The organism is Kitasatospora sp. P5_F3 (assembly GCF_054049135.1).
Map to the genome: position 1 here is coordinate 25,207 of NZ_JBFUMY010000083.1, position 6,869 is coordinate 32,075.

The window sequence follows — 6,869 nt, forward strand, 5'->3', positions numbered from 1 at the left end:
GGAGTCGCCCGGGTGCCTGCGGGCTACCGGAGTACGACCGTGACGCCGCGCCGTTCGAGAAGTTGCACGATCTCCTCAAAGTAGGAGAGCTGACCCTCCGGATCCTCCACAACGTCCGCCAGGGCGCGGCGTGCGATCTCGGAGTCATGCCAGGTCAAGGTGAAGGGCGGGGCCACTCCGAAGCCCCCGCACAGGCAGTCCTTGAAGGCGTTCCACTCCCGGCCGAAGTAGTGGCCGGGTCCGAGCAGTGCCTCGGCGATCGCGCAGTGAAGCCCGGGGACGTCCGTGACGAACCGGCCGTCGAGGTGGTACTCGCCGCCGGAGCGGTCCGGTCGGGGCGCGGGCACCCGCCAGGCACGGGTGGTGAGGTCGAGCCAAGCGGCCCTGCCCTGCGAGTCGTACGGCGCCCACATGTTGGGTGCTGCCGGCGGGCCCTGATACCACTGCGCCCAGATCGGGCGGGCCGCCGGCGACGGTCGGTCGGCGCCGCCATCGGTGAGGGTGATGTCTTCCAGCTCATCGCCGAGTACGGACGGGCGCGCTCCGGTGATGGCCAGGCCCACGGTGCGCGAGGCCATCACGGCGCCATGGCGATCCAGCACCAGGAGATCGGCCGAGCCCCGTGTCCACCGGCGTGGTCGCTGAGTCCCTACGAGCAGTGGCTCCGTAGCCTCGCATCCGATCAGCTCCATCGGGACGGGGGTCGGGTCCGCTCGCGACTTGAACAGGCCGTCCACGGCGGAGCACCGGCCTGCACTCGCAGCAGCGACCGTCGTTCCCGCGAATAGCTCGAAGCGTGGTGTCGCAGGCAGTTCGAAGAAGCTCTCCTCGTTCCTGACGCCGGCGCCGAGCACGATGTCGTACCGCGCCGGGTCGGCGGGGTGGGGCTGATGGGCCACCATGACCGCATCGACGAGAGTCCACCACTGCACGGGCTGTTCGTCGTCCCAGACCTCGACGCACACGTCGCCCAGAGCCTGCAACGAGACGTCGGGCTCGGCCAGGACATCGCCCAGGAGGCCGTCGGGACTGCATCCGCGCAGGGTGAGGATCTCCCGTGGCGGCGGGACCGGGTCGACGAACAGCCCTTCGACGCCCGCGCACCTCCCCCAGAGCTGTTCCACGCCGTCTTCGTCTTCCTGGACCAGGAGGTACTTCACCGGGAAGCCCCGGTCCCACCCGGCGTGATCTGCGATGCGCATCCGACTCCCGAACATGTGAGCAGCTTTCACCAACGTTGCGAGCTGAGGAATCAATCCGTGATCAAGCGCACCCGGCTGGGTTCCAGGTGCAGCTCATACGCGGTGTTGCAGTCGTTGATGAGTGTGCCTACGTGCGCGCCACAGGGGCACTGGCGGTTCATGCCTGCCTGGCCGTGAAGACCACAGCATCCGCTGCAGTGCCTCAGACAGTCAGTGTCTTCCCGAAGGCCGCGGGCGTCGTCGGGGTGCAGGACCACCGTGTTGCGAGTGCCGGCGGACACCAAGTACCCGTCGACATCGTCCGGGTCTCCGAGACAGGGGCCGCCGGCGAAGACCGGGCGGGGCTCGGCACAGGGCACGAGCGGTGCGCCCCACGGCTCGGGTTCCAGAGCGAAGAAGCCGAGCGGCGTGGTCGCGGTGGCACGACGTGATCCGTCGGCTTTGGGGTAGCCCTGGTTCCCTGGACGGGCGGGCACCTCGGGCAGCTCAGTCAGCGGTCCAGTGATGGCAAGCCCGCAGGCCGAGCACACAAACACGGTCACTCTGTGTTCATAGCACCCGGCCGACGGCTTACCAAACGGATTATCGAACCGCCGCTGGGGCACGGCGTCATACCTCGTTCGTGGCATCCGGGTTACGCGGGGGCCTCAATCCCCCCGGGCATGTCGGGCAGAAGGAAGGATGAACGCCATCAATGACCAGGTCACCGGCATCGGGCAGATGGTGGTGCCCGGCACTCCGCGCGACTCGCTGCTCATTCTGGACGCGCTGCTGAACCTGGACGGCGGGGTGAAGCCGGAGGTGGTCGCCACCGACAACGCTCGTACTCCGACATGGTCTTCGGCATCTTCAAAATGCTCGGCTACCGCTTCTCCCCGCGCTTCAAGGACCTCGAAGACCAGCGGTTCTGGAAGGCCCGGATGCCCGGCGCCGAGCCGGCGGGCGGGTACGGGCCGCCGGAGGCGCCGGCCCGCAACAAGGTCAGCGTGAAGAAGGTCCTCACCGCCTGGCCGGACATGCTGCGGGTAGCCGGCTCCCTGGTCACCGACCAGGTCCGGGCCTACGACCTGCTGCGGATGTTCGGCCGCGAGGGCCACCCCACCCCGCTGGGGCAGGCGTTCGCCGAGTACGGGCGGATCGCCAAGACCCTGCACCTGCTCGCCGTCGTCGACCCGGTCGACGACACCTACCGTCGCCAGATGCACAAGCAGCTCACCGTCCAGGAGTCCCGGCACAAGCTCGCCCGCGACATCTGCCACGGCCAGAAGGGACCATCCACCAGGCGTACCGGGACGGGATGGAGGACCAGCTCGGCTCACTCGGTCTGGTCCTGAACGCCGTGGTGCTGCGGACGACGCGGTACATCGACGCCGCTGTCGCCCAGCTCCGCGCCGACGGACACGAGATCCGTGACGAGGACATCGCGCGGCTGTCCCCGCTCAAGCACAAGAACCTCAACGTCCTGGGCCGCTACAGCTTCACCGCCGCCATTCCGGTCGGCGGCCTGCGTCCGTTGCGCGACCCGGACGCGGTCGAACTCGACGATGACGACGAGGGGACGGAGGCCTGGCTGTTGCGGCTCACGAGGTCGTTGCCGATGGTTGACGCGGTGCTGCTTGCCGCTGTGTCCATGTGGGTGTCCAAGTCTCGCTGTCGGGGCGGTGGGGCTGTGTGGAGCCGAGGTAGTTGCGGAGTGTGGTGAGTGCGGGGTGTGGGTTGTCGCGGCGCCAGATCAGTGAGTGCGGGTAGACGGGCGTCGGGTCGGTCACCGGGATGCGGCGCAGGTCGAGGCCGGCGGGCCAGACGAGGCGGGTCTGCTCGCCCATGAAGGTGGCCAGGGCCGGGGTGTCGGCGACGGTGTCGAGGAGCGCGTCGGAACCGAAGTTGGGGCCGGTCGCTTCGATGGTGAGGCCGAACTCGGCGACGAGGTCGTCGTAGTAGGCGGCCCACTCGGTACCGGGAACGATGCCGGGCATCCAGATCCGGTGCCCGGCGAGCTGAGCGACGGGCACCGACCGGGCGCCCGCCAGCGCGTGGGCGGGGCCGGTGAGGAGCTGGAGCGGCTCGTCGAGCACCCGGACTGACTCGATGTCCTCGGGAAGGGGCCGGCCGGGTACGGCGACGGCGCGGAAGGACGCGTCGATCGCACCGGAGCGGATGGCGGTGACGGCCGTCTCGATGTCGAACAGCATCAGCACGTCGAGGTCGATCTCGGGGTGCGCGCGGTGGAAGCCGCGCATCAGGCCCGACGCCGCGCCGCGCGAGTTGATCACGTCGACGCGCAGCGGACGGCTGGCCGAGTCCACGGACGCGACCGCGCGCTCGGCGACACGCAGCAGCTCGCGCGCGTGGGGCAGGAACGCCTGCCCGTCGATGGTGAGCTCGGCGCCGCGCGCGGTGCGGGTGAACAACCGCACGCCGAGGTTGCGCTCCAGCGTGGCGATGCGCTTGGAGACGGCCTGCTGGGTGACCGCCAACTCGGCGGCGGCTTCCTGGAACTGCCCCGCGTCGGCGGCGGCGACGAAGGTCCGGACGGTGTCGAGGTCCATGCCGATCCACCCTAGTGCACAACGTTTAGTTGTGACTCGCTGGCAGGTTGGTTGTTTGACCTGCTGTTGTGCGGCTCGCTTAGCTCTCCTTGGTCAACGTCAGCTTGTTCGGGTGGGACATTGAGGGGTGCGCTGAGCATGGTGGGCAGGAGAGGGTTGGGCCGGCAGTTCGGGTGGCTGTGGGCGGCGAATGGGGTCAGTACGTTCGGCACGTGGCTCGCGTTCGACGCGTTCGCTCTGATCGCGATCCTTGTGCTGCACGCCGGGCCGACCCAGGTGTCGGTGCTGGCGGCCACCGGGCTTGCGGTGGGGGCCGCGGTGGCGGTGCCGCTCGGGCCGTGGGTGGAGTTCCGCCGCAAGCGGCCGGTGATGGTCGCGATGGACCTGACCCGGTTCGTGGCACTGATGAGCGTCCCTGCCGCGTACGCACTCGGTCTGCTCGGTTTCGTCCAGCTCCTGGTTGTTTCCGTCGTCGTCGGTGCGGCCGGTATCGCCTTCAGTGCGGCCAGTGGCGCGTATCTGAAGGCGCTCGTGCGGCCGGAGGACCTGCTCGTCGCGAACGGGCGATTCGAGTCCACCACCTGGACCGCCACCGTGCTCGGACCGCCGGTCGGCACGGTCGCGATCGGGCTGTTCGGACCGGTGATGACCGTGGTGGCCGATGCGGTCAGCTATCTGCTCTCAGCCGCGGGAATCGGTGCGATCGGCGGCAGCGAGCCGCGGCCTGAACGTACCGGCGTGCAGGGGGCGCGGCTCCGGCCCGGCGACCTGCTCGAAGGGTGGCGGTACATCCTGACCCACCCGGCCCTGCGCCCCCTGTTCTTCAACACGGTCCTGGTCAACGGCCTGATCCTGGCAACCTCGCCGCTGCTCGCCGTCCTCATGCTCGGCGACCTCGGGTTCGCCCCCTGGCAGTACGGCCTCGCGTTCGGCCTGCCCTGTGTCGGCGGCATCATCGGCTCACGGCTGGCCCGCCGACTCGTCGCACGGTTCGGACGGCACAAGGTCATGCTCACCAGCGGGGCACTGCGCGCGTGCTGGTCGCTCGGGCTGGCCTTCATCCGGCCCGGCGTGGCCGGGCTCGTGCTCGTCATCGCGGTCGAGTTCGGACTGATCACCTGCATGGGCGTGTTCAACCCGGTGTTCGCCACCTACCGGCTCGAGCAAGTCCCGACGGACCGGATCGCCCGCACCCTGTCAGCGTGGTCGGTCACCAGCAAACTCACCATCGCAGCCCTAACCGCGATATGGGGTCTGCTGGCCGGCATCACCGGCCCCCGTACCGCGATCGCCATCGCCGGTCTTCTCATCCTGATCACCCCCTTCCTGCTTCCCCGGCACGACCACGCGCTGCACCACGAGGGAGATCTGATCCGGAGCGAAACGTGACACACCGCAACCCGTAGCCCGTCCGAAAACACGCTGCGGCCGGTCCGCCGATACACGTCCCGTCCAATCACTGGCTGTCCGCGGGCAACTCGGCGGCGCGCCAACTGCACTGCCGGACGTTGTGATCACAGCCGCAGCCGCAGCCGCCCTGCCGGCGATGCCCCCGCTCGACCTCCGTCCGAAGCCACTGGCCGGCTGAGCGCCGACCAGCACCACCAGCAAGGAGAAAGCTCGCGTGAGCACTGCCCCCGCGCTCGACCCCGTGCGCACCGCCCTTCTCGTCATGGACTACCAGCCCGCGATCCTGGCCCATCTGCCCGAAGGCTGGGACTACGACGCCCTGCTGGCCCGGATGGAAGGTGCCATCGCTGCCGTCCGCGCCAATGGCGGCACCATCGCCTACGTCCGCGTCGGTTTCACCGAGGCCGACTGGGACGCGATCCCGGCCACCAACAAGTCCTTTGCCCCGCTGGCCCAGCACCGCCTCATGCACCACGAGGACGCTGCCACCGCCATCCACGAGCGCCTGGCGCCCCAGGACGGCGACATCATCGTGCGCAAGATCCGCTACGGCGGCATGTCCACCACCGATCTCGACGAGCAGCTGCGCGAGCACGAGATCACCACTCTGGTCGTCTCCGGCTTCACTACCAGCGGCGCCGTCCTGTCCACCGTCATCGACGCGGCCGACCGCGACTACCAGCTCTACGTCCTGTCCGACGGCGTCGCCGACCCCGACACCGAAGTCCACAACATCCTGCTCCATCGCGTCTTCCCCTCACGGGCCCACGTCATCGACACCGCCGAGTTGCACACCCTCCTCGGGGCCGACTGACTCCAACCGCCGAGCCAATCCCACCCACGGCCGCCACACCCGCACTGTGCGGCGGCCGCCAGCCTGCCGCCCCGGACCCCGGGCGGGGTGGGGTGGGTGTGACGGAACTTCCGACGGAACTCTGGGGCTGCCCGTCCGCCCGGCTGCCTGCCTGCCTGCCTGCCTGCCTCCGGGTGGGTGGTTGCATCACATGCCGGGTGTGACGGAACTGCGCGGGGCTGCCCGGCATCGTTCCGGTCCGTGACCTCACGGCATTTCGGGCGTCCGGATCGGCTTTTGGTAGACCAATCCGGGCTGCTGCGCGGGGCCCGGTCCGGCGGCTCGGGCCGCTGCGGGGCGCTTCGGTTTCGGTGACTGGGGGTGGTCGTCGTTCCGGCGGTCAGGGGCCGGGGCGGGGCTTCCGGGGGTCGGGGGCCGTTCGGTCCGTTCCGGGGTGCTCCCGCGAATTGACGGCATGTCGGAAATGCTGCCGGTTTCCGCGCTGGTTTTCCTTGTCGATTCGGCCCGTATTTCTGCCGGTTGAGGCCGGTTGGCGGGCCTTGGGATTTCTGCGGGCGGCCGTGCGGATTGCGCGGGTGCGGTTTCGGCGGCCCGGGGTGATGGTGGCGGCGGTCGTCCCCGGCTCGGCGCCGTCCCGGGTGGCGGTCGTCGGGCTGCTCCCCGGGCCCGGCCGCCAGGAGCTGCCGGTCCGCGCCTGCCGGGTGCCGCCCGGTCTGCTGCGCCTGGTCGTCCCGGTCGCTCCGGTGTCAGGCGGGTGCTGTCGCAGGGGTTGTCGCGCCAGGGGTGCTGTCGCGTCCGGTGACGTGCGCAGGAGCCCGGATCCCCGTGGCTGGCCGGGCCGCTACAGCCCCCGCGACAGGGTGCCGCGGTGCTCCCTGGGCGGTCCGGCTGCTC

The 6,869-nt window shown here is 69.9% G+C and carries 5 protein-coding genes and 1 pseudogene; 3 read left to right on the top strand and 3 right to left on the bottom strand.

Annotated features, from left to right (window positions below; translation table 11 throughout):
* Nucleotides 1-23: 23 nt before the first annotated feature.
* Both ACXJMZ_RS31845 and ACXJMZ_RS31850 read right to left on the bottom strand, forming a co-directional pair.
* Nucleotides 24-1,202: a barstar family protein gene (locus ACXJMZ_RS31845; protein WP_457033485.1), complete on the bottom strand. Its 1,179-nt coding sequence runs from the start codon at nt 1,200-1,202 to the stop codon at nt 24-26.
* 50 nt (nt 1,203-1,252) lie between these two features.
* A complete protein-coding gene (locus ACXJMZ_RS31850) occupies nt 1,253-1,744 on the bottom strand; it encodes a hypothetical protein (RefSeq protein ID WP_457033486.1) in 492 nt (163 codons plus the stop codon).
* A 76-nt stretch (nt 1,745-1,820) separates the two neighbouring features.
* On the opposite strand from ACXJMZ_RS31850, the pseudogene ACXJMZ_RS31855 reads away from it, so the two are divergent.
* Nucleotides 1,821-2,745, top strand: a pseudogene (locus ACXJMZ_RS31855) (Tn3 family transposase); the annotation flags it as partial.
* A 37-nt stretch (nt 2,746-2,782) separates the two neighbouring features.
* Here the strand turns inward: ACXJMZ_RS31855 and ACXJMZ_RS31860 are convergent.
* Nucleotides 2,783-3,751 carry a LysR family transcriptional regulator gene (locus tag ACXJMZ_RS31860; RefSeq protein WP_457033487.1) on the bottom strand — a complete coding sequence of 323 codons (969 nt, stop codon included), beginning with the start codon at nt 3,749-3,751 and terminating at the stop codon, nt 2,783-2,785.
* Between the two features lie 138 nt (nt 3,752-3,889).
* Between ACXJMZ_RS31860 and ACXJMZ_RS31865 the strand changes: the two genes are divergently transcribed.
* Both ACXJMZ_RS31865 and ACXJMZ_RS31870 read left to right on the top strand, forming a co-directional pair.
* Nucleotides 3,890-5,140 (top strand): MFS transporter, encoded by a 1,251-nt coding sequence (locus tag ACXJMZ_RS31865; RefSeq protein WP_457033490.1) that lies wholly within the window; start codon nt 3,890-3,892, stop codon nt 5,138-5,140.
* A 235-nt stretch (nt 5,141-5,375) separates the two neighbouring features.
* Nucleotides 5,376-5,975 (top strand): cysteine hydrolase family protein, encoded by a 600-nt coding sequence (locus ACXJMZ_RS31870; protein ID WP_457033488.1) that lies wholly within the window; start codon nt 5,376-5,378, stop codon nt 5,973-5,975.
* The last annotated feature ends 894 nt before the right edge of the window (nt 5,976-6,869 follow it).

Bases quoted from the DNA above. Each gene is read 5' to 3' on its own strand.
- ACXJMZ_RS31845 (WP_457033485.1), bottom strand. From the start codon at position 1,202: ATGCGCATCGCAGATCACGCCGGGTGGGACCGGGGCTTCCCGGTGAAG.
- ACXJMZ_RS31860 (WP_457033487.1), bottom strand. From the start codon at position 3,751: ATGGACCTCGACACCGTCCGGACCTTCGTCGCCGCCGCCGACGCGGGG.
- ACXJMZ_RS31865 (WP_457033490.1), top strand. From the start codon at position 3,890: ATGGTGGGCAGGAGAGGGTTGGGCCGGCAGTTCGGGTGGCTGTGGGCG.